This is a genomic window from Fibrobacter sp. UWS1 (assembly GCF_002300445.1).
In the GTDB taxonomy this organism is placed as follows: domain Bacteria; phylum Fibrobacterota; class Fibrobacteria; order Fibrobacterales; family Fibrobacteraceae; genus Hallerella; species Hallerella intestinalis.
The window spans coordinates 164,529-189,882 of sequence record NZ_NSGW01000001.1 but is presented as its reverse complement, the minus strand read 5'-3'; the positions used below and the strand labels follow the sequence as shown (position 1 = coordinate 189,882).

The window sequence follows — 25,354 nt, the reverse complement described above, 5'->3', positions numbered from 1 at the left end:
TTTATGGATTTGAGAAAAAAGGCTTCGGCAATTCAGCTGTTGGGCGAATGGATTCTTCGGCTTCGGCTGATATTCGTTCTGGCTTTTGCGGTTCTTTATGTGATTTTTGCTAGGGACTTTTCCGCTATTTTTGCCTATGCGCATTCGGCGGGGGATTCGCTCCTCGCGTATTTTGGCTTGACATTTGCCGGGATGCCGGATTTTCTTCGGGAATGGGGAGCTTTCTTGGCTGCCGGGCTGGTTTTTCTTTTCCTTCTGGCTTTTTTGTTCGTACCGATCGCTTTTTTCAAAGCCCTGCTTCCCGCTCTTCTGGTCGCGTTTTTCTGGACTGCCATTTCTGCGCAAATCCAGTTGCCGCCAGCGGAATATGCCGCGTTTCTTTTGGTCGATGCCCTAGGCATTTTGCTCGCCGCAATTTTTGCGGGAAGCCTTTTGAAAAAAGGAACTCCCGTTTCGGGTGCCCGGATGGGGGCGTTTTGCCGGATGTTTTTTCCAGTGCTTGCTCTGCATCTGATTATCGGAGGCGTCTGCGGCTACTTTTTCCGCCACGAACCGCTTCCCGTATGGATTCTTTTCCCGCTGATTTCGCTTCTGCTCTTTTTGTTTGCGGAATTTCCGATGTTCACTTTTGCGCCGATGGGAAAGATGCGGGCCGCGCAGAGGACGATGGATTTGTGAGCAAACGAGAAAATCCTCTTTTTTGTTCCGGTTTCCGCTTTTATTTAGTATATTCTAACTTGGAATATCGGAGAATTTGAATGAATCGTTACGACCTTGTCTTGCTTGGGCTGATCAAAGAAAAAGAACGCAGCGGCTACGACATCATGACGGAAATCAAGAACCGCGAGCTGGATCGCTGGGCAAAAATCAGCACATCCACGATTTATAATCGTCTGACGCGTTTGGAAAAGAACGGTTCCATCGAAGGGCATTCGGAAAGGGACGGCAACCGTCCGGAAAGAACCGTCTATCGCATTCTGGACAAGGGTTCGGAATTGTTGAAAAAGGAAGTGCTGCGCCACCTGACGGGCTTTAACGACGACCCGCGGACTTTGGGCTACGCGTTCCTCTATGCGGTCGATCCGATCGATTCCGTGCGCGTTTTGGAAGTGCACGAGAAGAAACTTCTGGAAGAGATTTCCCGCTTGCAAAAAATGATCGACGAGGAACCCCGTCCGACTCTTTATCCTGAAGGCCCTTTTTTGAACTGCATGAGCCGGGACCATATTCTCGTTGAACTGAAATACACGCGTGCGGCGATTGCGATTCTACGGGATCCGCAAAAGCAGAAAAAACTCGGCGGCTATTTTTATATAAATTTCGGTTCTCGCCACTTTGACACGAAAATTTGAATTTTCATTAACCACTCACGGAGACAACATGAAAGCTACGACAAAGAAGAAACCGGCTGCAAAGGCAAAGAGCGCTCGCTACGGTTACTTTGATGATGCTGCTAAAGAATACGTCCTTACTACACCGGCGACACCTATTAAATGGTGTAACTATGTAGGCACTTTGAAATTCGGCGGCATCGTGGATTCCACAGGCGGCACTCTCGTCTGCAAAGGAGACCCGGCACTCAACCGCATCACCAAATACATTGCGCAAATGCCTTGCTCCGATTTCAAGGCGAGCACGGTCTATATTCGGGTGAAGGATGGAAAAGGCTACAAGATTTTTTCCCCGTTCTATGTCCCGACTCTCGTCAAGCTCGACAAGTGGGAATGCCACGTGGGGCTTTCTTACAGCCGTTTCATCGCCGAAGCTTTCGGTCTTCGCGTCCAGGTGACGATTTTCGTCCCGACGGGTTCAAACACCCTGTTGCAGGACATTCAGGTTACGAACATCGCTGGTGGCGCCAAGGAAGTGGACATTGTCCCGGTTTATGAATTCAGCCATTTCGAAGCGGAAAAGCAGCTGACGAATGCCGACTGGGTTCCGCAGACGATGACCCTCAAGGCGCATCCGCAGAAAGACGGTCGTATGATTTTGGAACAGTACGCCTACATGAAGCGCGATACCGCCGTCAATTATGTCACTGCCGACGCCAAGGTTTCGAGCTTTGACGGAGATCGCCGCGTATTTTTGGGACAAAACGAAATGGGTTCCTGGCAGCATCCGCTTTCCTTGGACAACAAGGAACTGTCGAACAGCGAATGCGACCGTGGCGATAACATTGCCGCCCTCATGATTCATGCGGGAAAAATCGGAGCCAAGAAAACCTTCCGTACTTGCACGCAGCTCGGTCAGGAACAGTCCTTGAAAGTCGCCGCCAAGGCCATCAAAAAGTATTCCGACTTGAAGAACGTGGACAAGGCTTTTGACGAACTGGCCAAATTCTGGGAAAACTACCTTTCCACGATTCAGGTCAAGACTCCGGAAGCGTCGTTCAACACGATGGTGAACGTTCACAATCCGCGCCAGTGCCACACGACAAAGAACTGGAGCCGTTACCTTTCCCTTTACCAGTTGGGCTATGGTACGAGCCGCGGCATCGGTTATCGCGACTCCACGCAGGATCTGATGGGCGTGATGAGCCACATGCCCGAAGAAGCGCTCGAACTCACGAAGAACCTGATTTCCGTGCAGCGTCCGGAAGGCAATGCCATGCACCAGTATGCGCCGCTGGCCCTTGCCGAAGATACGGGTAGCGAAGCGAACGAAGGCGATTCCCGTGAAAAGGCAAACGCCGTCGATGCAAACGGCAATCACCTTTATGCCGACTGGTATGGTGACGACCATCTCTGGATTGTTCTCACGGTGGCTAGCTACTTGAAAGAAACCGGAAAGATGGAACTTCTGAAAGAAGAAATTCCGTTCTACGAGAAAGGCAAGAAGCGCGCTGAACGTGAAAAGGGTACGATTCTGGAACACCTGAAACGTTCTTTGGCTTTCACGCATTCCCACCTTGGCAAGCACGGCCTTCCGCTGCTCGGCTTTGCCGACTGGAACGACTGCATGAATTTGCCGCTCGGAGCGGAATCCACATTTAACACGGCTCTTTACGCCAAGGCTCTGCTCGAGATGATGGATATCGAAGAACATCTCGGCGATACCGACGCGGTTGCCATGTACAAAAAGTGGTACGAAGAAGTCAAGGCCGCTTTCAACAAGAGCGCTTGGGACGGCAAGTGGTGGGTTCGCTGGTTCGACAAGGACGGCAACGCTTACGGCACGAACAAGGCGAAATACGGCAAAATTTATTGCAACGGACAGAGCTGGCCGATTATCGGCGGCATTGCGACGGGCGATAAAGCCGTTCAGGGCATGGACAGCCTGAATAAAATGCTGAATACGCGTTGCGGCGTCAAGAGTTCGACTCCCGGTTACCGCGGTTTTGACGGTGCCGTCGGCGGCATTTCCACCTATCCTCCCGGAGCCAAGGAAAACGGCGGCATCTTCCTCCACACGAACCCGTGGGTGATGATTGCCGAAACGATTCTCGGTCGCGGCGACAATGCCTACAATTACTACTGCCAGATCAATCCGGCGGCCAAAAACGACAAGCTGGACGAATTTGAATCCGAACCGTATTGCTATCCGCAGAATATTCTGGGAGATGAACACAAGCAGTTCGGCATGGGACGCAACGCTTGGCTTTCCGGCACATCGACTTGGACATACCAGGCGGCGACGCAGTACATTCTCGGCATTCGCGCTAGCTATAACGGACTTGTCGTGGATCCCTGCATTCCGTCCAAGTGGAACGGTTTCGACGCTGTCCGCAAGTTCCGCGGGGCGACTTACGAAATCTCCGTGAAGAATCCGAAGCACGTCTGCAAGGGCGTTGCCAAGATGGTCGTGGACGGTCAGGAAGTCGATTCCAACGTGGCGCCGATCTTTACGAAGGGCGTGCACAAGGTTGAAGTGACTCTCGGATAACAACTGAAATTTTCCTGTGAAAGCGGGAAATTCTTTGAAATTTTAGGCCGCGGCTTGATGCTGCGGTCTTTTTTTGTGGAATGCCGAAAGGAGAAATGGAATGTTTTTGAATGTTTTTTTTAGAGAAGGCCTTTTTTGAGACTTGTATGCAAAATTTCACCCGATTTATTTGCAAGTGGTCAGTGATTAGTGCCCTTCGATAAACTCAGCAACCGCCTGCCGAACCATGGTTAGAGGGAAGTTGGGAACGTAGGAGAAACGGCTAGTCAGAATGCAAAGCATCTTGCGGCCCGCGAGAAGAAGTTCACTTTGTGAAAAAGATTCCGCTTTGAAAGGGAATTCATCCTGTGAAAGAAAATCATTTGCGAGTATTTGATATTTTTATCCATCGGCGATAGGACGATGCCATTGCCATCTACGGTGAAACGGGAATCTCCGCATTTTCTGAAATGTTTAAGTGGACTCGTTAAATTCTTCAGCAAGGATGGCTGTTTTTTCGCCGAAAATCCGCGTATAGAAGAGAATGCCCTTTCGGGAGCCTTTGGCGGCAAGTCGCTTGATTTCCGCGTCGGGATGGATCTCGACTCCGCGTTTTTTCACGGTGATTTTTCCGATGTCAAATTCTTTGAGGAGCTTTTTGACTTTGCCCGTAGAAAGGGGAGTGCTGCCCAGGACGCGGTAGTTGCGAAATGCGGCTTGGGGAAGAGGGCTTTCACTGGAAACGTAAGCGATGCCGGTAGAAATCAGATGCGCCGTAGGATCGCTTTGGCGGGCCACTTCGGAAAAAAGATGGCTGCGAACCAGAACGGGAATGGGTTCTGCGAGAAAGGTGGAAAGGGGGGCGACGGGAAGTTCAGAAAGGGAAGCGCGGCGGGCGCGCCATTCGTGGCAGCCCGAAAAATCAATGGAAATGGCCCGGACAGAATCCGGCGAGGCCGCCAATTTTCCGAAAAGCAGTAGGCATTCCCGACAATCGTTTTTGGCTCCGAGATAGAGGATTTCCGTGCCGTCGGGAAATTCGTCAGCCGGGTATCCGGGAGGCAACTTTGCCATGCCGCCTTTGTATTTTTTTGCCATTTCGACGATTTCGGAAAGGCTCGGCGTCAATGCGGAAAAGTCCCGCTGGTTGTCTCCGTCTGTTTGCCTTCTGGCCGGATCGATGGTGAAAAAATCGCTGCGGGAATCCAGTGTGCGAACGTCGGCGATAACGGCTTCTCGGGGAGTGCCGAGAGTTCGGGTGTTGAACCGGTACATTTCGACGCGCTTTTCGGAAAGATCCACGCCTTTGACGCGAACAGGCGAAGGCAAAAAGAAACTGTCTCCACCCATGCCGCAGCACAGATCGTCAATGGAATCGGCTCCTTTGAAAAGTTCCGCTTTGTAACGCCCGATGTCCGCCGCCGTGGATTGTTCCAAAGCCAGTTTATCGCAGGCGAGGATTTTGTCCGTTTCAAATTTTTTCCGGTATTTGGGAACCAGCGCAATGTAATCGAGAATCTCCGCCCGACAATTTGCCCACGGACTTCTCACGAGTTTTTCGGCAAGCTTGAGCTCGTCCGTTTTTTGGCTTACCGCATCGTTCACGAATTGCGCAAAGGCGATGTCTGCAAAAGGAAGCTCCATCTGCTAGAGAACTTTCCGGGCGATTTCGTACAAGCCGAGAGAAAGGGCGACGGATGCGTTGTAGGATTGCGCTTCGGCTTTCATCGGAATACGGAGAACGTCGGTGCACTGCTTGCGGATAAATGGCGGAAGTCCGGCGTCTTCGCCGCCCACCGCGAGAACAATCTGCTTGCCAAAAGAGTAATCTACCAGAGAAACGTCCGTGTCGGCGTCAAGCCCCAGAATCTGGTAGCCGGCCAGTTTCAGCTCGCCGATAGTTGCTTCCAAATTGTCGGGACGGCAAATGCGGAGCTTGTCGATGGCGCCAGTCGATGCGCGGGCGACCGTGGGCGTTAAACCGCACATTCCCTTGGAGGGCATCAAAAGGATGTCGGCCCCAGACCCAGGGAAGAACGGATGCAGGCCCCGAGATTGCGGGGATCTTCGATATTTGTCGCGATGACAATCAGTTTGCGTTCGTCCTTTTCTTTGGCCTGGAAAAATTCGTCTTTAACGGAGTTCCACTGGAGGAGTTCTTTTTCGTTGCAGAGGGCGACAACTCCTTGGTTGGGAACCGCATAGGAATCCAGAATGCGGGCTTCGACCTGCTGAACGTGAATGCGATTTTTCTTGGCGATTTTTTGCAGGGTGTAAAGTTTGGGATTTCCCGAATTGTGGCGAAAGAGAACCCGGTGAACTTTCATCGGGGAATTGGTCAGCAGCTCGGTCACTTCGCGAATGCCGCCGACAGCGGTCTGCGGAGCACTTTCTTCGTCGCCGATGGCCACGCTTACTTGGGAAGGCTTTGGACGAGCATCGAAATTTTTGCTGGAACGGAGGCTTTCTTCGCTGAACCGGGGAGCGCGACCGTAGCTAGTGAAGCGAGGCCTTTCCGGGGTGGCGTCGTTTTCGTTGCGCGGTTCTCGGCGGGCGTTAAACGGTTGCTTTTTCCACATGGGGAATCTCCTTTGACGGATCGTTTTTTGAAGCTACAATATAGTTCATTGGAATATCGTGCGGCTTGCATTCCAGAGGTTTTGCGGACACTTGGACGCTAAAGGCCACACCGCATTTGACGGTTTCAGGATGTTGCGCCAAGAAACGGTCGTAATAGCCTTTGCCGTGCCCGTGCCGATTGCCGTTTCTGGAAAATTCGACTCCGGGAACGAGGGCCAGTGGAATTTCCCCTTGGTAGGCGGGCAAGTATCGCGGAGGCTCGTGCACGTGGAATCGGCCTTCGACAAGATCTTCCATCCGGTGGATTTCCACAAATTCCATCTGAAAATTTTCCAGGGTTCGGGGAAGCAGCAAGCGGCCTTCCTTGGCCAATTCTTTCAGCAGCGGACAAATGTCGGGTTCGCCAGCCAGCGGGTAAAAAGCGGCGACTTTGGGAGCGGAACGGTACAGGTCGAATCGGCGAACGGCTTCGACAATCCACGCGCTTTCGGCGTCTTTGTCAAAATTGTAGAGCATCGCGTCTTCCAAATCGAATTTCATCCGGTAGAATTTTCCTTTGTAGTATTTGAACTTGGCGAGTGCCTTTCCCAAGTCCCGGGGAGAAAAAAGCAGCAGCGCAAGCAGCAAGAGCAGGGTGAATTCCGAAAATCCCAGATCGGCGTTCATTTTTTTCTCCAGGCGAGGCGATAGGTGAATGCGCTCAGCAAGAACAGGAGGAACATGGGGATGGCCATCCAGAAAAGGGAAGGCAAATCGGGCGGCGTGACCAGAGCGGAAATCAGGACGATGAGAAAGAGGATGATCCGAAAATGTTTCCACAGGAAATTTCTGTCGGAAATGCCGGAACGTCCCCACAGGGCGCAGGCGACAGGCATTTGAAAAAGAACGGCAAAGAGAATTTCAAAACGAAATAGGAAAGAGACGTAGGCGGTCTGCGACCAGAGCTGCTTGACATCCGAGTAGTTTAGCAAAAATTGGAATAACAAGGGGATGGCGCAGAAATACGCAAAAAAAGCGCCGAAAAAAAATAGGGCGCAGGCGGAAAGATACGATGCGAAAAAAAAACGGCGGTTCTCTTTTTGAACGGCAGGGGCGCAAAAAGCGTAGGCGTGGTAGAGAAATAGCGGGGAAGTCGCGAATGCCGCTGCCATACAGGAAACCAGAATGCTGACAGAAACGCCTTCCGCGGGCGAAAGGTTTACAATTGTTACCGTATCGGCTTGAAGAATGGGAATTTGTACAAAATGCCAGAGTCGAGGGAAACAGGCAAAAGCGGTTGCGGCGATTGCGGCAAAACAGACGATGCAAATCAAGAGGCGACGGCGGAGTTCCTGAAAATGTTCGGAAATCTCCATCACTAGAATTCCTTACTTCTTGTCATGAGTCGCGTTGTCGTTTTTGCCGTCTTTTTCATGGGGGAGGATTTCTTTATCTTCGTCCTTTTCCGCTTTTCGAAATTCTCGCAGGGCTTTGCCGAGAGCCGCTCCAAGTTCCGGAATGCGCCGAGCGCCCAGCAAAAGAATCGCCAAAAAAAGCAAAAGAAGAAGTTCGGGAACACCAATTCTCATCAGTTACCTGCCAGTTTATGGGAAAGAATTCCGTTCCATACGGAACGCTGCCAGTTCAAAAAATGCGCGGCGTCGTAACGGTCGTCCCAGGACGCTCCTACCGGAGTGGCGAGGGCGATCAGTTGGGCACGATTGGCCAGCATGGACTCGTTCAAATCCAATTCGTGCGCCCTTTCGTCCCTCCATTCTTTCAGCGAATCGATGAGTTCGCCGTCGGGAATGATTTGCGGAGGCGGCACTTTGGGCTGCATGGGTGGCCACTGCTTCTGGGGAATGGACACGGCACTTTGCAACATGGAAAGAAATTCCGCTCGGCGTTCTCCAGTAAAATTGCGGGGCAGTTTAGGAAGGATGTTTTCTTGGATTGCCGGGAAAGAGTAGGATACGGCGCGGACGATGGCGAGCATCAGTTCATTGCCAAAAACCTTGTAGGGCGGGCGATCCATTTTTTGCGCTTCCTTTTCACGCCATAGCCAGATATGTTTAAGAATATTCAGGGATTTGGGCGGCAAACGGAAAGCACCGGCAATGCGCCATCTTTCCCCGTTTTCCTCTTTCGCCTGCATCGCCTTGACGATCAGGTTGTTGCAGGTTTCGATCATCCAGCTGAATTTTCCTTGAGCTTTGAGTTGCTCGCCCAAAAGGGCACAAAGTTCGTGCAGATAGAAAGTGTCGTGAATGGCGTATTCGCACATATCCGAGGGCAGCGGGCGGGTTGTCCAGTCGGATTTCTGGTTGTCCTTGGGCAAGTCGATTCCAAAATACTTTTTAACCAGGCTGGCGTAGCCGAGTCCTTCTTCGCCCAAAAATTTAGCGGCGATCATCGTGTCAAAAACGTGTTTTGGAGAAAAGCGGAAAGTATGCCAGAGCATCCGCAAATCGTAATCGGCCCCGTGCAAAATCAAGGTGTTCATCGCCCGTGTTTTAAAAATCGGACGGATGTCGATGGGAGCCAAGGGATCAACTATGTAATGGTGCTCTCCGATAGTGATTTGCACAAGGCATAGGCGGACGTTGTAGTGATACATGGAATCCGCTTCGGTATCGACAGCAGCCATATCGTAGAGGGAAAGGTCGTCGAGCAGTTTGTCGAGAGCTTCCTGGTTTTCTACAAGTATATAGGGGTCGTTAGCCATTTGATGTGCAATATAATATCTTATTCCGAATCTGTTTTGCGGGGAATGTCCACGAGGAATGATTTGGCGTTGCCCGCTTCATCCTGGATTCGGATGGTGAAATTTTTTCCGGAGGGAAGATCGCTGTAAACAAAGACGAGTTCTTTCGGCTCCGAATCGTATTCGGCATAGATGAAAGGCTTGCCTTTGGCGCTTGCCTGGATAGAGTTGCCGTTTTCGATTCCGGACTCCGTTTCGATGACGGGAATCCGAAGGACTTTTTGCCTTTTGCCCGCAATCATGGCGGAATCCAGACGAGGCGTTCCCAATTCGGGCGGCGTTTTGTCCAAGATGAAACCGATATCCCGAAGTTCGTTCATGCTGGCGCTCCGCTCCCGGATGGCGGCTTTCTGCTTGCTGAAGAGGAACCATTTCCGGCTGGTTTCCCCAAGATAGTAGAGGGGCACTTGGGCGAGTTCCGCGTCAAAAGCGACGGTCCAGCTTCCCAAAAAATGAAGTCCCTTGGGATGAAATTCAAAAGCGGGAACGCTGTCGTTCTGGAATTTTCGTACGGCGAGGATTCTTGTCCACGGAACGTCGGCAAGTTCGGTGACCTGTTGCCGAATGGAATGCCCGTCCCATCGGGTCTCCAGTTGAAAGTTTTGAGCGTCTGCGGGAATTTCCCCGATTCGGATGGTGTCCGTTTTTCCGTTCTGCACAAGACGGATTTCGTCGATGCCGGGGTATATTTCCAGAAGTTTCCCCAGAGGCGTCGCGACGGGTTCGACTTCTTTGCAGGCGTCGGCCAGCAGTTCTCCGCGGCTGAAGAAGAAAAATGCGGTTTTGGAATCCTCGCTCTGGCAAAGATGCAACCCCACCCATGGGCGGCTTAAAAACGTGAAGAGTTCGGGGCGTTGATTTTTTCCTTGCCGTATCGGCTTTTCCCCAGGGCATTCTTTTGAAAACGTCAATTTTCGGGAGGCGACGTGCCCGACCATGTCTTCGGCTTCCAGAGTAAGAGAGTCGTTGGCTTCCGGGATGTACGGCTCGGAAATCCAGTGCCAGTCGCCAGCCGTGTCCGCTTCTTCCGCCCACAAAAGTTCTTCGCGAATTTGAATCATGCCGGAATAGGACAGCGTGTCGTGAACGGTTTCGCCGATGATTTTACCGCCATTTTTTAAGGTCAGTCGCCGAATGGACATCGGATTTTCCAGCGGTTCACGGCTGTAGTCGGCGATTTTGAATGCGAATCGCAACGGATCCTGCCGGTTTTTCGGGTTCGGCTCGGCCAGACAGCCCGCTTTCAAATCGCTTTCGCCGGAAAGGGAAATGCTTTCTCCCTGAAAAACCGCGGCTCCGAGAATGAGCGGTTCCAGCGTGTCTCCGCAAAAGACGCCGTTCCGACAGGGATTCAGGACATTTTCACCGGCTCGCAATTCCAGATGCAAATGCGGATTTCCGATGCCGGAGCTGCCGGTAAATGCCAGCGTGTCTCCATAGCGGAATGCGGGAATTTTCGGATTTTCCAGAGCGACATCGTTCCGGCGTTTTTGATTCTGGGTCTTTTGAATCAAGGCGTGGAGCGGCTCCGAAAAACCGCTGAGGTGCGCAAAGACCCAAGTGCGCCCGCTTTTTCCCTGAAAGTAGATGACCTTGCCGTAAAAATAGGGCGAGACCTTGACCCGGACGATTTTTCCCTCTTCCGGAGCCAGGACCGGGAAGCCTTCCTGCATTTCCGTGGAATAGTCGATGCCCGCATGGTAACGCGTTCCCCGATTTTCTCCGAAGGAAGAGGTGAGAAATCCCGGCTTTCCAAATGGCATGTACAGCAAGTCCTGTCCCCAAAGCATGGCGGCGCAAAGGAAAAGGCTAAGTCGGAAAATGGGCATTCAAAACCGTCCTTTTATAAAAGTTTCTGGAAAAATCGGGGCTGGTGAAAATCGGGACGTTCTGTCGAAATGGGAAATAGGGTCAGGTAGTGGGGAGTGAGAGCCCTGTCCGCGCATTTGTAAAGATTCCCGAAAATTTCTTCCCCCGCCAGATTTTCGGCTCCCAGGAGTTGCGCGGGAATGGAAACGTGGATTTCCCAGGAAACCGTGCCGTTTTGAAAAACGGGAGCGGTCGCCGAACGCAGAATGCGGGAATACCGGTTGCGCAAAAATTCTTTGCGATGAAAGCGATCTCTGCCACGGGCCGCATAACAGAAGGCTTTGCTGGTGAATTCAAAATTGATATACTCGTTCGGATTGTCGAGAGCCTGAACGAAAATTTCGACGCAGCTGTCTTCCCAAGCGTGATCTCCGTCTTGACGAATAAAGGAGGCGTAACAATTTTCCGGCTCGGAAACTTGAAAGCGGACATGCAAAAAGGTATTGTCTTTGAAAAGATGGGCGACGACAACGGGGGAGTTCTTTTCTTTTTTGGATTCCCAAAGGGGATTTTGTTTTAAAAGCATAGTTTCAATTTAACAACATTTTGGTGTCTGCGCTGTGGGTTTAGTAGCGCGTATCCGTTTTGCGGGAATAGTCCTGGAAAAGTTGCAGGCAATCTTCCCGACAGGCTGTGCGCCGCTGGAGTTTTCCGCGTTCTTTCCCGGTGAGAATTTCGTAAAAGGAATTGTCGCCGAAACCGATTTTTTCGGCATCCCGGACATTGCACCCGCAGACGATGGAATCGATCTTCGCCCATAGAATACCGCCAAGGCACATGGGGCAAGGTTCCGAAGTCGTGTAAAGCGTGCAGCCTTTTAAAATATGCGTCCCCAGATTTTTGCAGGCATCGCGAATCGCTTCGATTTCTCCGTGGCAGGTTGGGTCGTGCTTTAAAAGAACGCCGTTGTGTCCGCGTCCCACAATTTTTCCGTCCTTGACAATGACGGTTCCAAAGGGCCCGCCTTCATTGCGTTCGATGCCGGCTCTCGCTTCTCGAATGGCTTCTTGCATCCAGATTTCATCATTCATTTCGTAACCTCTGATTTTTTCAAGTTGTCCGGTTCCATATACAACGGGAACGAAAGGCGTTGGGGTGAATTGGCATGGGTGGAAATCGGAACGTCCCGTATAAGGGGAACTTAATTTTGTTTTCGCGATAAGTCAAGCATTTTTTGTTGACGAAGATTTTTCCGCCCATCTTGCCGAACGCTTTTTATTATATTGTATCGGACTTTTTTTGGGAGGCTTTATGCTCGACTTGCCGGTCATCCAGATGGTTCGCGATTCCGACGTCGCCACAATCATCATCCTTTGCGTTCTGGCTCTGATGTCGCTTTTCAGTTGGGGCATTATTATTCTGAAGTGGATTTTTTTCCGTAAAAATCAAAATGCCAACGCCCGCTTTTATCGCCAATTTGAAAAAGTGGAACGGTTTGTGGACTTGAAGGACCTTTGCGATTCCAGCGGAATGAGCGCCCTCAAAAGCCTGACGGAAGAAGTCCTAATCGAAGCGTCCAAATTCAGCAGCTTTGTGAGTTACGATTCAATACAGCACCGTGCTTCGCTTTTGGAAGATACGATCCAGCGTTCGATAGAAGGCATCCGCCTGAGCGAAAATCGCCATGTGAATTTTTTGGGGATGTGCGCCAACCTGGCTCCGTTTTTTGGACTTCTCGGCACCGTGTGGGGCATTATGAGCGCTTTCTTTGAAATCGGCAAACACGGCTCCGCCGATTTGACCGTCGTAGCCCCGGGCATCGCGATGGCTTTGATTACGACGGTCGCCGGTCTCGTTGTCGCCATTCCCGCATCGGGCGCTTACAACATCTTCGTTTCGCGTACCGGAGAAAACGAAATCGCTTACTATAATTTTGGCAGCCGGATGCTCAGCCTGTTCAAACGCGGCGACTTGCTGGCGTTGGAAGAAGTGGCTGGCTAAGGAGTTCTTGTGAAACGCAGTCGTGGCAAGCCTATCAATCAGGAAATGAACCTCACGAATATGATTGACGTGGTGTTCTCGATTCTTATTGTGTTTATGATTTCCGCACCGCTGATGAGTCAAGGAATCAAAGTGGAACTGCCCAAGGCGGAAGCGCCCACGATGGAGCAGGAAAAACTGCTGAAAGTCTCCATCAACAAGCAGAACGAAGTCTATATCGCCGACATGAAAGTAAACCCCAAGGATTTCAATAGCGTTTTCAAATCCCTTTGGGACGGCAATATGGCGGTGGTCATCAATGCGGACGAATCCGTAGATTATGGCAAAGTGATGAAAGTCGTTTCGCTCGTGCAGAATGCGGGCGTGACCAAGCTCGGTTTTTTGACTCTGCCGGATGAAAGATAGCGATGTCCCATAAAAATCCGCAGAAAAATTCGCCCTTTTTCAGAACCGCTTGGAGCGGAAAACTCCTCCAGATTATTGCGGTCTCTGTCGTTTTTCATCTGCTGATTGTAGCCGCCGTTATCGGATTGAATCAAATCCATTTTGAACGTCCGCCGGAAGCCGTTAAGGTTTTTCAGCTGGTTCAAGTGCAGTCGCCCAAGCCCGTAAAACCCGCCGCGCCGCGTCCCAAACCGCAGCCTCCAAAACCGGAACCACCCAAAACAGAACCGAAAAAGGAACTGCCGAAACCCAAGCCGGAAATCAAGAAGGAACTTCCTCCGGAACCGAAAATCGCCGAAGAAAAACCGAAGCCCGTCGAGCCGCCTCCTGAACCCGCACCAGAGCCGGAAGAAGTTCACGAAGAGGAAACGATGAATCTGCCGGACGATATGGATTTGCCCGAAGAAATCGCCGAAGAGTCGGGATTAAACCCGGTCGGCTATGTGGATATGGATCCGCTGATGCAGGTTTATCTGGAACGCCTAAAGCAAATCATCATGCAAAATTTCAGGCCGCCATCGGGATTGAAAGTGAGCAAGAGTACCAAAACATCGGTGCAATTCACCGTGGATCGTTTTGGCAAAATCACGAACATTTCATTGAAACGCTCGTCGGGAAACCGGACTTGGGACCATCTTTCCATGCGAGCTGTGCAGAGATCCACTTTGCCGCCATTGCCTGCGAATTACCGGGAACCGGCGCTTTCCCTTAAATTCAATTTTACGCCGAATTGAGCCTAAATGATTTGCCGCGTCGCTATGCTCCGCAGAGTGACGAAAGCCCAAACGCGCAATTTTACAAAGCTTATGGGATTTGCAGCCTGAATGGAAATAGAAAACGGCAAGAAACCGCTTTCCCTACCAAGCAAAAAATCCCGAGCGAATGCCCGGGATTTTTCTTGTAAATAAGGAAGCGCGAATTAGACGGCGCCCTGCCATTTCATCGCGTCGGCTACCTTCTTGAATCCGGCGATATTGGCTCCCATGACCAGGTTGCCCTTCTGTCCGTATTCGACGGCGGCTTCCGATGCAGCCTTGTAGATGCTCTTCATGATGCCTTCGAGCTTGGCGTCCACTTCTTCGAAAGTCCAGGAAAGACGTTCGGAGTTCTGGCTCATTTCAAGGCCGGAAGTAGCGACTCCGCCTGCATTCGCGGCTTTGGCCGGTCCAAACAGAACGCCTGCATTCAGGAATGCTTCAATAGCTTCCGGAGTGGAAGGCATATTCGCACCTTCGGCGACAGCTTTTACGCCATTGGCGATAAGAGCCTTGGCACTTTCTTCGTCAAGTTCGTTCTGCGTGGCGCACGGCAAAGCGATGTCGCATTTGACCGTCCAAACGCCCTTCGAACCTTCGTGGTATTCGGAACCCTTTACCCGGTCGGCGTATTCCTTGATACGTCCACGATGGGCTTCCTTGATGTCGCGAACGATGTCGAGCTGAATGCCGTTCGGGTCATAGATGTAGCCGTTGGAATCCGAAACGGTAACGACTTTCGCACCAAAGGACTGCGCCTTTTGGCAAGCGTAGATGGCGACGTTGCCCGAACCGGAAATGACGACGGTTTTGCCTTGGAAGGAATCGTTGGCGAGATCCTTGAGCATTTCGCGGGTGAAGTAGCAAAGGCCGTAGCCGGTCGCTTCTGTGCGGGCGAGAGAACCGCCGTAAGAAAGTCCTTTGCCGGTCAGAACGCCCACAAATTCATTGCGGATGCGCTTGTATTGACCGAACATATAGCCGATTTCACGAGCACCTGTTCCCTGGTCGCCAGCCGGAACGTCCGTGTCCGCGCCAATGTGCTTGCAGAGTTCCGTCATGAAGGACTGGCAGAAGCGCATCACTTCGTTGTCGCTCTTGCCTTTCGGGTCGAAGTCGGAACCGCCCTTGCCGCCACCCATCGGAAGAGTCGTCAGGCTGTTCTTGAAGACCTGTTCAAAACCGAGGAACTTGAGCATGGAAAGGGTGACATTGTCACGAAGACGGAGACCGCCCTTGTAAGGGCCAATGGCCGAATTGAACTGGACGCGGTAGCCGCGGTTTACTTGCACATTGCCCTTGTCGTCAAGCCAGGGGACACGGAACATGATGACGCGTTCCGGTTCGACAAGGCGGTCGATGATGCCGTTCGTTTCATAGGACTTGTCCTTTTCAAGAACCGGGTCGAGCGATTCGAGAAATTCGCGGACTGCCTGGTGGAAAAGAGCCTGATCCGGGTCGCGGGCGACAACTTTGTCGTAAACCTTTTTCAGATATGCATTTTTGATGGTCATGTTTATCTCCAATGAAAACAAAATTGTTTTTCGTGGGGAAATATAACAAAGCCAAAAGCCGATAATTTGGTGCGGAGAAAAATAAAATGTTACAATTTTGTATAAAACGGAAATCGTTCTGAACAAAACGATTTTTTGAAGAAAAATGCGAAAAACAAAAAATGCCAAAATGACATTTTTGTAATCTGCCTTCAAAATTTTTTTTCAAAATCTGCTTTTTTATCGCATTTTTTGTGGAAAAAGGTATTTTGATGGCAAGAATCGTATGAAAAGCGAAGACTTTCAATCCCTTCCGGCGCTGTTTCTCGATATGTGCCGCGATCCCGATTTCCCCGGCTGGTTCAAACGGCGGGATGGTTTTTGGGATGCGTATTCGGGCGACAAACTGGAAAAAATGCTGCTCTATGCGACTTTGGCTCTCGCTAAATATGGCGTGGGCGAAGGAAAAAGTCTGGGTATCATTGCCGACTCTTCACCAAACTGGTTTATTGCGGATCTGGCGTGCGAAATTTGCCATGCGCCGACCGTTCCGCTTTTTCCCAATATCAGTGAAGAACATTTTGAATTCCAGTGCAAGGATTCGGAAATCGCTTTTTTGGCCGTCGATCGCATTGACAACCTGGATGCCGGCGTTCGCAAGCATCTGGCGCATTTTCGCTACATTTTTTGCTTTGACGAAAATTCGCCGCTTCCCTTGAATGGCGTCTATTGGAAAAATCTGCTTTACGAAGGCGAAATCCTCGCGAAAGAGGAAGGTGCCCGCGCCTATTTTCAATATCGTCTGGAGGGAATCCGCCCGCAGGATTTGTTTTCGGTCATTTATACGAGCGGTTCGACCGGGCTTCCCAAAGGGGCGGAGCTTTCGCACCGGAATATGCTTTCGATGATTGGCGCGCTTTCGCCGATGATCCATTTGGACGTGAAAACGGACTCCGCTTTGAGTGTTTTGCCCGTTGCCCATGTTTTTGAGCGGATGGCGATTTGCTTTTACATTTCCCGCCATGTAAAGATCTATTTTGCGGACTCCCCCAAAAATCTGGGGGTTATCGCTTACGAAGTGCATCCGGCGATATGCACCTTTGTTCCGCGGATTTTGGAAAAACTCGCCGACGCGGTTTCGGCGCGGGAATACAAACTGCGGGGGCTGAAGCGCAGGATAATGCACCGGGCGATGCTTTTTGCGAAGAAGAATATTCCCGGTCGAGGAAAATGGCGCAGAAATTTTTACGACAGATTGGTCTATCGGAAAATTCGCGAAGCGTTTGGCGGAAATTTCAAATGGATTATTTCGGGAAGCAGCGCGTTGAACAAGACGGTTTTCCGCTTTCTGGTCAATGTCGGCTTTCCGGTTTTTGAAGGCTACGGCCTTACGGAATGCTGCCCTGTGGTCAGCACGAATATCACGGGGGCGTACAAAATCGGATCGGTAGGAAAGCCCATTGCCGGATTGCGCGTCAAAATCGGTACGCAAAACGAAATTCTGGTCAAGGGGCCGAGCGTGTTTCACGGCTATCGCAATATGCCCGAAATGAATCGGGAAGCGTGGACTTCGGACGGGTATTTTCGCACGGGGGATCAGGGGCTTCTCGACGAGGACGGCTATCTTTTTTTGACGGGGCGAATCAAGGAAATTTTTAAAACGAGCACGGGCAAATATGTTTCGCCGGTTCCCATTGAACTAGAACTGGGACGCCATCCGTTGATCGATGCCGCCTTGGTAATTGCGAACAATCGGAAATTCGTTTCGGCGATACTCTTTTTGGAATGCGACGACGCTATGCGCATTTTGGGAACGAACCGCCGGAATTTTCACGCCGAAGAAGCTTTGCAAGACGAGCGCATTCTTTGCCGTGTGCAGGATTATATCGATGCGGTAAATCGAAAGCTGAACCACTGGGAGCGCATCAAAAAATGGACGCTGGTCGCCGAGCCGCTTTCGGTGGAATCCGGATTGCTGACGCCGACTTTCAAACTCCGCCGCAAAGCGGTGGAAGCTCGCTTCGCCCAAGAAATCGAACGGATGTATCTGCCTTCAGGCGGGTAGTCCGGAAGGCTTTGCGAAAAGTAGGGAAGTCGCAACTCAAAGTCGTCGGAATTTCAAGCGAAACCACGTGCGTTCTTAAAAATTTTACAAGGAGAAACCCTTGCCCTGTCCGCTTTACCGCAACTCGATCAGGGAATGCAAAAACGCTACGGAATGAGCGCGGTTTTGACGCCCGACGAAAACGGCTACATCCCAAAAGTCTGCTCCGGAACATTGAAAATGCAGATCTACATTTAATATGGCCTTAATTTGGCATCTTATGTCTCGGTCGGCTCTCATCTTCTCGGTCGAAAACGCAAGCTAGAATCAAGATTATCCCTAAAATTCAATTTTTAGGGATTTTTCTATTCAAGACTGGATTTACTTGGGCATAACAATCTGCGAGTCCTGTGAAATTAAATAGTAAGAAAATTCGTTGGTGATGGCGCTGTCCAGTTCTGAAAGGGGAAACCTGAAAAGGCCATCTGCGGCGGCAGCGTAGAGCGTGTCGCCGACGACATCCAAACTTTGGACTGTGCTACCGGTCTGGCATTTGCCCTTGGCGGTGCACCAATTGCGGTTGAGCATTCGCCAGCCTTTGGGTTCACTCTCGTAAGGCTCTCCATAATCGCCCATATAGACCATAGGAATAAATGGGCGTTCTCCTGAAGCGAATAGATGTTTCTCGTCAGAAGCTAAAGAGGTGACTATTCCCGGAGCGCTTGTTACACATCGTCCTCGATTTTTTTAAAGTGTACGCTGTCAATCGAAATCCAGGAATCTGTTTCATCTCATTGGTAAATCACATTATGTGAAATGGCGTAGAGTTTTTCCTTATGCGTAAATATTTTATAGGCATATCGCGTGGAGTCTGTCTGTCGGTATGGTGGTGGGAATTTGGCAAGCTGTTGATAGTTTCCTGAGTTCAAATCCAACTTGCAGACGCCTAAATCGTATGCGGAAACAAAGAATGTCCCGGAAATTTCTACAGCACTCAAAAATTGCAGGCCGTCTTCCTCTTCGTATTGATTCCAATTGGAATCCTTTTGGATGGCGATAACGGTCGTGATGCGCTTTGCCGCTTCTTCAATGCTGTCCTTGTAGCCGGCCAGATTGACGACTAGGCGGTTAGAAGTCCTTCCGATGCCCATAACGTCGAACCATCCGCCAGCCCCCACTTCTTTTTTTAGCAACCTTTTCCAATTTTTTTCTTCTGGGGAATACTTCCAGATTTCCCCGGAACGGTAGGTTCCCACGTAAAGTCCGCTGGAATCTGCGAAAACATTTTTTACATAGGCATCTGTCGGCGGCGCAATCGTGTCCCAGACCGAAGAGCCGATTTTCGAGATGAAAACCCTTGGCGAGAACGTGCGATAATTGGGCTTGCCTTTAACGGGAGACATCCAGTTATCCCTTATAATGAGCCAGTCTTTGGAATGTGTGACTTTCCGTAGGCTTCCACCGCGCTCATTGTCGATGACGGGACTGAATCCCGCCGGCTGCCATCCGAAATCTTCGGAAAGTTCTTCTTCGCATGCTTCGCTGACCAAAAGCTCCAAGGGAATCATCGGTCCTTTGCAGGGGTCTTCCGAATGTGTACTGCAGGCGATCACTGCGAAAGCGAAAAAGAGACTCAAATAAAATTTCATCTGAGTCCGCAGAGTTCGCGGGCTTTCGCCTCGACCGCTTCGGAAAGCGCTTTTTCATCGTGGGCGTATTTTTTGATCAGCCTGACGAAAACGGATCCGGCGATGACTGCTTCGACGGAATTTGCGATGGCTTTCGACTGTTCGCCTGTGGAAATCCCGAAGCCGCCGTACACCGCGGAACCTCCCTCCCGCACCTTGGATATGAACTGGAGGGTTTCATCATCGATGACCGTCGTCGTTCCCGTGATGCCGACGCGGAGCGATGCGTAGATGTGCGGAAAACCCGCATGCGCCATTTGGGAAAGTCTCGCCTCGTCCATGCTGGGACTTGCCACGGGAATGTTCTCCATCCCGTATTTTTTACAAGCGGCGGTCAGTCCTTCGTCGTGGTCGAATGGCAGGTCGGGGATGATCATGCCGCGAACCCCCGCTTCGCTCGCACGCTTGCAAAAATTTTCGACTCCCGGCGTATAGACCAAAGAGGCGTAACTCATCAGGTAAATGGTCGTTTGCGGAAAAGCTTTGTGTATTTTGGCGATGAAGGCGAGGCCGTCGCTGACGCGGTAATGGCGACTTAGAACTTCGGTGCAGGCTTCCTGAATTGCCGGACCGTCTGCGGAAGGATCGCTAAACGCCAACTGAATTTCCAGAATATCGGCACCGCCCTTGACCATAGCCGAAGCCGCTTGAAAAGAGATTTCGTCTGTCGGGTAACCGGCGACCAGATGACTCATCAATTTGATTTTAGGCATTGGCTGTTTCTCCTAGTAATTTGGCGTTGTGAATATCCTTTTGTTCGTTGAGACGCTGCAATTCGCTTTGCAGGAAACGTTTCCATTCCTCCGGTCGGAATTCCGGGCTGGTAATGAAAACGTCCTTGTCCCCGCGCCCCGACATATTGATGACGATGGCTTTGTCTTGCGGAATTTCCTTGGCGATTTTCATGGCTGCCGCACCGGCGTGCGCGCTTTCCAAGGCAAAAAGAACGCCTTCTTTTTGCGCAAAAAAAAGGACGGCTTCCAGAGCTTCTTTATCCGTTGCGCTGACAAATTCAATGCGCCCGCTTTCTCCCAAAGCAGCCAGTTGCGGTCCGATTCCGATATAGTCGAGTCCTGCGCTGATGGAACGCGTCGGCAAGGAGTTCCCGTCTTCATCGACAAGAAAACGACTTTTATATCCTTGAATAATGGATTCTCTGCTGGCATTTCCCAGCATACGGCAGGCATTTTCACCGATTTTCGGACCGATTCCGCCCGCTTCGACGCCGATGAGGCGGGGCGATTTTTGCTGGAGAAAAGGACTGAAAAAACCGATGGAGTTGGAACCGCCGCCGACACAGGCTATCATGGCTGCGACATCGATATTCCGTTCTTCGCATTGCGCTTTGACTTCTTCCCCGATAATGGATTGAAAGGACCGGACAATATCGGGAAAGGGGGCAGGGCCTAAAGCAGAACCCAGAACGTAATGCGTGGAATCGGGATTGCTCGCCCAGTCGCGCATCGCTTCATTGACGGCGTCTTTTAAGGTGCGCGAACCGCTTGTCACCGAACGTACCTTGGCACCATAAAGTTCCATAGCGGCGACATTGGGCTGCTGGCGACGAACATCGACTTCGCCCATATACACGGTGCAATCCAAGCCGAGTTTAGCGCACGCCGCGGCGGTCGCAACGCCGTGTTGCCCGGCTCCGGTTTCGGCGATAATCCGTTTTTTTCCCATGTATTTGGCTAAAAGGACCTGGCCTATCGCATTGTTTATTTTGTGGGCACCCGTATTCGCCAAGCCTTCGAGTTTGATGTAAATCTGCGCGCCGCCCAGATGTTCTGTCGCTCGAGGGGCAAAAAGCAGCGGGGTTTCCCTGCCGATGTAATCTCTCCGGATTTCTTGCAATTCCGCAGAAAATTTCGGGTCGCGGGAAAAATGCCGAAACGCTTCTTCCAATTCGTCCAGAGGGCGCTTCAAAACTTCGGCGACGTATTTGCCGCCGAAGCGGTCGAAAAAGCCATGATTGCTGTTCATATTCTTCCTTTACAAAAAGAAAAAGACCTTCCGAATACGTCCGGAAGGTCCTTAAAACCAGTGAAAAACACAAAAACCGGACTTATGTCAAGCCCGACGCCACCAGCAGTTGATGTTTCTTGTGTTTTGCATGACGCAAAAATAGACATTGCAAAAAAAATTGGCAAGGGTATTTTCTAAATTGGCGTTTCAAAAAAAAAGAAGGCTCGTGATGAGTGCAATTCTTGAACAGTTTGATGTAGTTGTGATTGGCGGCGGACACGCCGGAATCGAAGCGGCGCATGCGGCGTGGAAAATCGGCGTGAAAACGGCCATGGTGACGATGGATTTGAATGCCATCGGCAGAATGTCCTGCAATCCAGCAGTGGGCGGTGTAAGCAAAGGGCAAATTGTCCGCGACATCGACGCATTAGGCGGGCTGATGGGAATTTTGACGGACAAGGCGGGCATCCAGTTCCGGATGCTGAATCAGAGCAAGGGACCCGCCGTATGGGGACCGCGAGCGCAATGCGATTTGAAAAAATACAGCGAATGCGCACGGGAAGCTTTGGAAAGTTGCGTCGGACTCCATCTGATTCCCGGGGAACTCGCAGCCTTTGAAAAAAATGCCGATGGAAATTTTGAACTGACCCTTTTAAATGGAGCGCGCTACGAAACCCGAACGCTGATAATCACCAGCGGCACTTTTCTGGCGTCCAAAATGTTTACCGGTCTCGAAACGAGTATCGGCGGGCGCGTGGGGGAACCCAGCGCGGACGCGCTTTCAAAGTCCATTCAGGCAAACGGGTTGCAGCTTCGGCGATTGAAAACGGGAACGCCCAGCCGTCTAGATCCTTCGACTATTCATTTTGAAGAATGCGAAGTCCAGCCGGGGGACGCAAATCCCTGGCCGATGAGCGACCGGCATGCGGAAGCGATTGACAATGGCAACGTCTGCTGGATTACGCGGACGAACTTGAAAACGCACGAGATTCTGCGTTCGGGCTTCAAGGACAGCCCGATGTTTTCCGGTCGCATTCAAGGGAAGGGGCCGCGCTATTGCCCGAGCATCGAAGACAAAATCAATCGATTTGGCGACAAGGACGGGCACCAGCTTTTTATGGAACCTGAAACCAAGGACGTTTCCCGCATTTATTTGAATGGATTCAGTTCGAGCCTGCCGGCGGACGTGCAGTTGAAAGCCTTGCACACCATTCCGGGACTTTCGGAAGTGCGGGTCATGCAGATCGGCTATGCGGTGGAATACGACAGCATCGATGCCACGCAGCTTTATCCGACTTTTGAATGCAAGCGGCTTTCGGGCCTGTATTTTGCGGGGCAGGTCTGCGGCACAAGCGGCTATGAAGAAGCGGCGGGGCAAGGAATTGTCGCAGGAATCAATGCGGCACTTAAATGCCAAAATGCGGAACCCTTTATTTTGGGGCGTTCGGAAAGCTACATCGGCGTGATGGCGGACGACCTTTCGCATTTCCTTTTGGACGAACCTTACCGGATGTTCACCAGCCGTGCGGAATACCGACTTTTTTTGCGCTCGGACAACGCCGACTCTCGCCTGAAGGAAAAAGCGCGTAGCCTGGGCATGATAACCGACGCCGACTATGGAGCATGGACCCTTCGGAAACAGGAAATGGAACGGGTGAAAAAATCCTTGGCGGAGACGAATGTCTCGGCTGCGGAAATCAATCCGTTTCTGGAATCGTTCGGCGAAGCGCCCGTTCGGGAATCCGTGCGGCTGAACACGATTCTGCGTCGGCCCAAAATCGACCCCGAAGCGTTTTTCCAAAAATTCGTTCCGGACAACAAGCTCATTCGCCGCGATTTGTGGAATCTTTTTGCCGAAGAAGCCTATGCGGGATTTTTTGCCCGCCAGGAAAAGGAAATCGAGCATGAAAAGAAAATGGACCGGATCAAATTGCAGCCGGACATGGACTATAGCCGGATTTCCGCCCTTTCCATCGAAAGCCGCCAACGACTCGCCAACGCCAGACCGCTTACCGTCGGTAGCGCATCCCGTATTCCCGGCATTCGTCCCTCCGACGTGATGGTTCTTGCGCACTGGGCCGAAAAGTAAATTTTGGCAGAATCGAAGCCTGATTCCCGCTTGAAAACTCCCGCCATTGTCCATGGACAACAGAGACGATTATTTTTAGCGGCGCATCCCGTCTTTGGATGTATATTTCTTTTAGGTGAATGGGATGATACGTCAAAAATATGATAATCTGCTCTGGATTCTGCTGGCGATACTGGCCGCTTTTTTCACTTTGAACTGTTCGGATGACCGGACATCGCTGGGAAATAGCGCAGAATCTGGAAACCCGGAAATTGCGGGCGTTCTGTATTTTGCCGACGGCTCGTTTGCCGCGCGCGTTCGCGTCCGGGTCGTTCCCGATGATTTTTCCGTATGGAGCGATTCTGTCGATTCCCTTTGGACGACTTGGACGGATTCCTTGGGCCGTTTTGAATTTTCAACCCTCCCTTCCGAAATTTTTACGCTGGAAGCCGTGGATTCCCTTTCAGGAATGCAGCTGGTGCAGATGGGCATATCGAAAGATTCGGAAAGGGAAAATATCAAAGGCTACTTGGAAAATACGGGAAGCGTCCGCTTGGGTGCAGAAAATTTTGCAGACGGCACGACCGGAGTGGTCTATGTGCCGGGAACGACGATTCTTCGCCCGGTGACGGTGGAGCTGGGCAATATCTTTGTGGATTCTCTGCCGTCGGATTCCCTTTGCCCGCTGATTTTCCGTTCGGATTCTGGGGATTCTCTGGAGGTAAACGAACCTGTTCTGGTTGTCGCCGACTCAGTCACAAGCGTGCATTCCCATTCCGTTTCGTTGCGCTTTCGCGTCCCGCTCGATATGACCTCTTCGGGAATCGCCCTGTCCGAAGACTTGCGCAATTTCCCGCTGGAAATTCGTTTGGATTCTTCGGACTACGATTTCCGCGGACTGGAGCGGCTTCAAGGCGCGTGGAATGCCGTGCTTTGCGGCGATACCCTTCCGCTTTCGCTTTCCTATGCCGACATGGAAAAAGGGGATTTCGCCTTTTGGACTCGGATTGCCAAATTGCGGGCGAACGCAAAGGATACGCTCTTCCTGTCGTTTGAAGAAAATACAGAAGCATCGCTTCAATCGCAGGGAAATGTCTTTTCGGACGGTTTTATCGCCGCTTGGCATTTTGACGAAGGGGATTCGACGGCAAGAGACGCTACGGGAAACGGTTTTGACGGCATTCCCGAAGATCTGTCCGTTGCCGACGAGGCGGTTGCCGGCGGAGCGCTTTATTACGACGGCAGTCAAGGGGCCGTGACCATTCCGAATTCGGCGACCGGCGCTTTGGATTTGACTCTCCAGACTTCGGTCACTTTTTCCGTCTGGGTTAAAATGGAAGGGCTGGACCGTTCGCGCGTTGTTTTTGGAAAGGGAGCTTCTCAATATCACTTGATGTATTTGGCGGGAACAAACGAGTCCAGCTGGCTGTACGAAATCTTCACCGACGAGATTCTGGATTCCTCCAGCAATTCCGCAAGATACTGGTATATGGACTCCTCGAAGGCTTCCGAAGAATGGACGCATCTGGCGGTGGTCCAAGATTCGAGCGGAGCGGCCCTGTATGTAAACGGGGAAGTCGCCGCCTCTTCGCCGCGGATAGGAACAAGTACGACCGTGCGTACGACGGACAGCCTTTTTGTCATCGGCAAATTGATTTACCCGGCGGATGATCCGACGGATTTGGTGACGCATTATTTCAAAGGAGTCATCGACGAATTTCACGTTAGCCGCAATGCGCGATCCTCCGCCTGGATTTTAACGACTTATCAAAACCAGAATCCCCAAAAGCGCTGGCCGGTTCCCGAATTTATCGATTAAGGGAAATTTACAAACGTTGTCCGTGGACTGCGGTTTTAAACCGCTGAAAATAGAATTCTCCAACGGGAGGGTATTTTATTAGAA

At 51.2% G+C, this 25,354-nt stretch carries 25 protein-coding genes; 10 read left to right on the top strand and 15 right to left on the bottom strand.

The window, feature by feature from the left end:
* Positions 1-3 precede the first annotated feature (3 nt).
* The 3 genes from BGX14_RS00775 (at position 4) to BGX14_RS00765 (ending at position 3,882) form a co-directional block, all read left to right on the top strand.
* Positions 4-678 carry a hypothetical protein gene (locus BGX14_RS00775; RefSeq protein WP_095878788.1) on the top strand — a complete coding sequence of 225 codons (675 nt, stop codon included), beginning with the start codon at positions 4-6 and terminating at the stop codon, positions 676-678.
* Between the two features lie 80 nt (positions 679-758).
* Complete coding sequence (locus tag BGX14_RS00770; RefSeq protein ID WP_073304383.1) at positions 759-1,352, top strand: PadR family transcriptional regulator; 594 nt, start codon at positions 759-761, stop codon at positions 1,350-1,352.
* 28 nt (positions 1,353-1,380) lie between these two features.
* Positions 1,381-3,882, top strand: a complete 2,502-nt coding sequence (locus tag BGX14_RS00765; RefSeq protein WP_073304381.1) for a GH36-type glycosyl hydrolase domain-containing protein — start codon at positions 1,381-1,383, stop codon at positions 3,880-3,882.
* A gap of 453 nt (positions 3,883-4,335) precedes the next feature.
* Here BGX14_RS00765 and BGX14_RS00760 read toward each other — a convergent pair whose 3' ends face one another.
* From BGX14_RS00760 to BGX14_RS00720, 10 genes are read right to left on the bottom strand one after another with little or no spacing between them, the layout of a single operon-like run.
* On the bottom strand, positions 4,336-5,505 hold the full coding sequence (locus BGX14_RS00760; protein ID WP_095878787.1) for a class I SAM-dependent methyltransferase: 1,170 nt from the start codon (positions 5,503-5,505) through the stop codon (positions 4,336-4,338).
* Between the two features lie 3 nt (positions 5,506-5,508).
* Entirely contained in the window at positions 5,509-5,850 is a 342-nt protein-coding gene (locus BGX14_RS15900) for a TrmH family RNA methyltransferase (protein WP_233126357.1), read from the bottom strand.
* Between the two features lie 14 nt (positions 5,851-5,864).
* Positions 5,865-6,440 carry an RNA methyltransferase substrate-binding domain-containing protein gene (locus BGX14_RS15895; protein WP_233126356.1) on the bottom strand — a complete coding sequence of 192 codons (576 nt, stop codon included), beginning with the start codon at positions 6,438-6,440 and terminating at the stop codon, positions 5,865-5,867.
* Complete coding sequence (locus tag BGX14_RS00750) at positions 6,418-7,107, bottom strand: 5-formyltetrahydrofolate cyclo-ligase (protein WP_073304375.1); 690 nt, start codon at positions 7,105-7,107, stop codon at positions 6,418-6,420. The genes BGX14_RS15895 and BGX14_RS00750 overlap by 23 nt, the downstream gene beginning before the upstream one ends.
* Entirely contained in the window at positions 7,104-7,796 is a 693-nt protein-coding gene (gene tatC / locus BGX14_RS00745) for a twin-arginine translocase subunit TatC (RefSeq protein WP_095878786.1), read from the bottom strand. Before tatC ends, BGX14_RS00750 begins: the two co-directional genes overlap by 4 nt.
* A 12-nt stretch (positions 7,797-7,808) precedes the next feature.
* Complete coding sequence (locus BGX14_RS00740) at positions 7,809-8,009, bottom strand: twin-arginine translocase TatA/TatE family subunit (protein ID WP_073304365.1); 201 nt, start codon at positions 8,007-8,009, stop codon at positions 7,809-7,811.
* Entirely contained in the window at positions 8,009-9,145 is a 1,137-nt protein-coding gene (locus tag BGX14_RS00735) for an HRDC domain-containing protein (RefSeq protein ID WP_095878785.1), read from the bottom strand. The genes BGX14_RS00740 and BGX14_RS00735 overlap by 1 nt, the downstream gene beginning before the upstream one ends.
* Before the next feature lie 20 nt (positions 9,146-9,165).
* A complete protein-coding gene (locus BGX14_RS00730) occupies positions 9,166-10,974 on the bottom strand; it encodes a M23 family metallopeptidase (RefSeq protein ID WP_158223183.1) in 1,809 nt (602 codons plus the stop codon).
* Between the two features lie 53 nt (positions 10,975-11,027).
* Complete coding sequence (locus BGX14_RS00725) at positions 11,028-11,579, bottom strand: carbohydrate-binding family 9-like protein (RefSeq protein ID WP_095878783.1); 552 nt, start codon at positions 11,577-11,579, stop codon at positions 11,028-11,030.
* Between the two features lie 40 nt (positions 11,580-11,619).
* A complete protein-coding gene (locus BGX14_RS00720; protein WP_073304350.1) occupies positions 11,620-12,084 on the bottom strand; it encodes a nucleoside deaminase in 465 nt (154 codons plus the stop codon).
* A 220-nt stretch (positions 12,085-12,304) separates the two neighbouring features.
* On the opposite strand from BGX14_RS00720, the gene BGX14_RS00715 reads away from it, so the two are divergent.
* From BGX14_RS00715 to BGX14_RS00705, 3 genes are read left to right on the top strand one after another with little or no spacing between them, the layout of a single operon-like run.
* Positions 12,305-12,994: a MotA/TolQ/ExbB proton channel family protein gene (locus tag BGX14_RS00715; protein WP_073304348.1), complete on the top strand. Its 690-nt coding sequence runs from the start codon at positions 12,305-12,307 to the stop codon at positions 12,992-12,994.
* A gap of 9 nt (positions 12,995-13,003) precedes the next feature.
* Complete coding sequence (locus BGX14_RS00710; protein ID WP_073304346.1) at positions 13,004-13,399, top strand: biopolymer transporter ExbD; 396 nt, start codon at positions 13,004-13,006, stop codon at positions 13,397-13,399.
* A 2-nt stretch (positions 13,400-13,401) separates the two neighbouring features.
* Entirely contained in the window at positions 13,402-14,172 is a 771-nt protein-coding gene (locus BGX14_RS00705; RefSeq protein ID WP_095878782.1) for an energy transducer TonB, read from the top strand.
* 185 nt (positions 14,173-14,357) lie between these two features.
* Here BGX14_RS00705 and gdhA read toward each other — a convergent pair whose 3' ends face one another.
* Positions 14,358-15,707, bottom strand: a complete 1,350-nt coding sequence (gene gdhA, locus BGX14_RS00700) for an NADP-specific glutamate dehydrogenase (protein WP_073304484.1) — start codon at positions 15,705-15,707, stop codon at positions 14,358-14,360.
* A gap of 265 nt (positions 15,708-15,972) precedes the next feature.
* Between gdhA and BGX14_RS00695 the strand changes: the two genes are divergently transcribed.
* The gene (locus tag BGX14_RS00695; RefSeq protein ID WP_095878781.1) at positions 15,973-17,751 is read left to right on the top strand and encodes a long-chain fatty acid--CoA ligase; all 1,779 of its coding nucleotides are present in this window, start codon (positions 15,973-15,975) and stop codon (positions 17,749-17,751) included.
* Positions 17,752-18,111: 360 nt separating this feature from the next.
* Here BGX14_RS00695 and BGX14_RS00690 read toward each other — a convergent pair whose 3' ends face one another.
* From BGX14_RS00690 to trpB, 4 genes are all read right to left on the bottom strand, one after another.
* Positions 18,112-18,375: a hypothetical protein gene (locus BGX14_RS00690; RefSeq protein ID WP_073304340.1), complete on the bottom strand. Its 264-nt coding sequence runs from the start codon at positions 18,373-18,375 to the stop codon at positions 18,112-18,114.
* Positions 18,376-18,521: 146 nt separating this feature from the next.
* Positions 18,522-19,379 carry a hypothetical protein gene (locus tag BGX14_RS00685; protein ID WP_095878780.1) on the bottom strand — a complete coding sequence of 286 codons (858 nt, stop codon included), beginning with the start codon at positions 19,377-19,379 and terminating at the stop codon, positions 18,522-18,524.
* Positions 19,376-20,131, bottom strand: a complete 756-nt coding sequence (trpA, locus tag BGX14_RS00680; protein ID WP_233126355.1) for a tryptophan synthase subunit alpha — start codon at positions 20,129-20,131, stop codon at positions 19,376-19,378. Before trpA ends, BGX14_RS00685 begins: the two co-directional genes overlap by 4 nt.
* Positions 20,124-21,401 (bottom strand): tryptophan synthase subunit beta, encoded by a 1,278-nt coding sequence (gene trpB, locus BGX14_RS00675; protein ID WP_073304336.1) that lies wholly within the window; start codon positions 21,399-21,401, stop codon positions 20,124-20,126. The genes trpA and trpB overlap by 8 nt, the downstream gene beginning before the upstream one ends.
* On the opposite strand from trpB, the gene BGX14_RS15160 reads away from it, so the two are divergent.
* The 3 genes from BGX14_RS15160 (at position 21,387) to BGX14_RS00665 (ending at position 25,270) form a co-directional block, all read left to right on the top strand.
* On the top strand, positions 21,387-21,581 hold the full coding sequence (locus BGX14_RS15160; RefSeq protein ID WP_143159386.1) for a hypothetical protein: 195 nt from the start codon (positions 21,387-21,389) through the stop codon (positions 21,579-21,581). The two genes, trpB and BGX14_RS15160, sit on opposite strands and share 15 nt — an antisense overlap.
* A 31-nt stretch (positions 21,582-21,612) precedes the next feature.
* Positions 21,613-23,472 (top strand): tRNA uridine-5-carboxymethylaminomethyl(34) synthesis enzyme MnmG, encoded by a 1,860-nt coding sequence (gene mnmG / locus BGX14_RS00670; RefSeq protein WP_078776407.1) that lies wholly within the window; start codon positions 21,613-21,615, stop codon positions 23,470-23,472.
* A 124-nt stretch (positions 23,473-23,596) separates the two neighbouring features.
* The gene (locus BGX14_RS00665; protein WP_095878779.1) at positions 23,597-25,270 is read left to right on the top strand and encodes a LamG domain-containing protein; all 1,674 of its coding nucleotides are present in this window, start codon (positions 23,597-23,599) and stop codon (positions 25,268-25,270) included.
* Positions 25,271-25,354 lie beyond the last annotated feature (84 nt).